The organism is Streptomyces globisporus, assembly GCF_003501885.1.
GTDB lineage: Bacteria > Actinomycetota > Actinomycetes > Streptomycetales > Streptomycetaceae > Streptomyces > Streptomyces globisporus_D.
This window is the reverse complement of the sequence record NZ_QWFA01000372.1, coordinates 1-1,714: the sequence shown is the minus strand read 5'-3', so window position 1 is coordinate 1,714 and position 1,714 is coordinate 1. Positions and strand designations below refer to the sequence as shown.

General features: G+C 69.9%; 1 protein-coding gene and 1 pseudogene. Both read left to right on the top strand.

What is annotated here, in order from left to right; all coding sequences use genetic code 11:
- Positions 1 to 268 (top strand): annotated as a pseudogene (locus D3105_RS33625) (serine/threonine protein kinase); the annotation flags it as partial.
- Positions 269 to 349: 81 nt separating this feature from the next.
- Positions 350 to 1,456 carry a peptide chain release factor 2 gene (gene prfB, locus D3105_RS33620; RefSeq protein ID WP_032775042.1) on the top strand — a complete coding sequence of 369 codons (1,107 nt, stop codon included), beginning with the start codon at positions 350 to 352 and terminating at the stop codon, positions 1,454 to 1,456.
- Positions 1,457 to 1,714 lie beyond the last annotated feature (258 nt).

The window sequence follows — 1,714 nt, the reverse complement described above, 5'->3', positions numbered from 1 at the left end:
CACCCACACGAGCATGCGCGTCCCGGCCCCGGACGAGCTGGCGGGCGGCCCCCTCGGCACGGCCCGCGCCCCTCGCGCCCCCGGAAAGCCCCGCCCCGGGTCCGCCCGTAACAAGGCGGCGTCCGTCCGCAAGCGCCGCATCACACTGGGTGCCGCCGCCGTGCTGCTCTGCGCGGCCGTCGCGGTCGGCGGCTGGCTGGCCACCGGCGGCGGCGACGGGGACGGGACGCCCCAGGACAGCGAGAACTCGGCCCCGGCGACCCCGTGAGCGCACGGTGAGCGCGCCCCTTTCCCGGGCCGGTTCCCGGGTGAGGGCAAGCTTCACCCGCCCAGCCGTTACGCTGGACCCGTGGCAGTCGTCGATATTTCCGAAGAGCTGAAGTCCCTCTCCTCGACCATGGGGTCGATCGAGGCCGTCCTGGACCTGGATGCGCTGAGGGCGGACATCGCCGCGCTCGAGGAGCAGGCAGCGGCGCCGTCCCTGTGGGACGACCCGGACGCGGCCCAGAAGATCACCAGCAAGCTTTCGCACCTCCAGGCCGAGGTCCGCAAGGCCGAGGCCCTGCGCGGCCGCATCGACGACCTCGAAGTCCTCTTCGAGCTCGCCGAGGCCGAGGGCGACGCCGACGCCCGGGCGGAGGCCGAGGCCGAGCTGGAGTCGGTGAAGAAGGCGCTGGACGAGATGGAGGTCCGCACGCTCCTCTCCGGCGAGTACGACGCGCGCGAGGCCCTGGTGACCATCCGCGCCGAGGCCGGCGGCGTCGACGCCGCCGACTTCGCGGAGAAGCTCCAGCGCATGTACCTCCGCTGGGCCGAGCAGCACAACTACAAGACCGAGGTCTACGAGACCGCCTACGCCGAAGAGGCCGGCATCAAGTCGACCACCTTCGCCGTCCAGGTCCCGTACGCCTACGGCACGCTCTCCGTCGAGCAGGGCACCCACCGCCTGGTCCGCATCTCGCCCTTCGACAACCAGGGCCGCCGCCAGACGTCCTTCGCGGGCGTCGAGGTGCTCCCGGTCGTCGAGCAGACCGACCACATCGAGATCGACGAGTCCGAGCTGCGCGTGGACGTGTACCGCTCCTCGGGCCCCGGCGGACAGGGCGTCAACACCACGGACTCCGCGGTCCGTCTGACCCACCTGCCGACCGGCATCGTCGTCTCCTGCCAGAACGAGCGCTCGCAGATCCAGAACAAGGCGTCCGCGATGAACGTCCTCCAGGCGAAGCTCCTCGAGCGCCGCCGCCAGGAGGAGCAGGCCAAGATGAACGCGCTCAAGGGCGACGGCGGCAACTCCTGGGGCAACCAGATGCGTTCGTACGTCCTCCACCCGTACCAGATGGTCAAGGACCTGCGTACGGAGTTCGAGATGGGCAACCCCGAAGCTGTCTTCAACGGCGAGATCGACGGCTTCGTCGAGGCGGGCATCCGCTGGCGCAAGCAGCGGGAGAAGTAGCTTCAGCGGTAGGGAGGTTGGGCCCGGACAGGTACTGTCCGGGCCCTCCTGCGTTGGGGAGGATCTGTGCCCGATGCGTCACAGTCACGCTTCCGAATAGCCGTCAACACCCCCCATATCGGTGCCTAGTGCACGGAACGGCCTTGACGTAATCCTTAACTCTGGCCAGGGTGCTAGAGCAGCATGCGTATGTCTGGGGCGGGTGTGTACCGGGGGGCGGGGCGGGGGGACCACGACACGACGTGGCCTTGCCGAGAG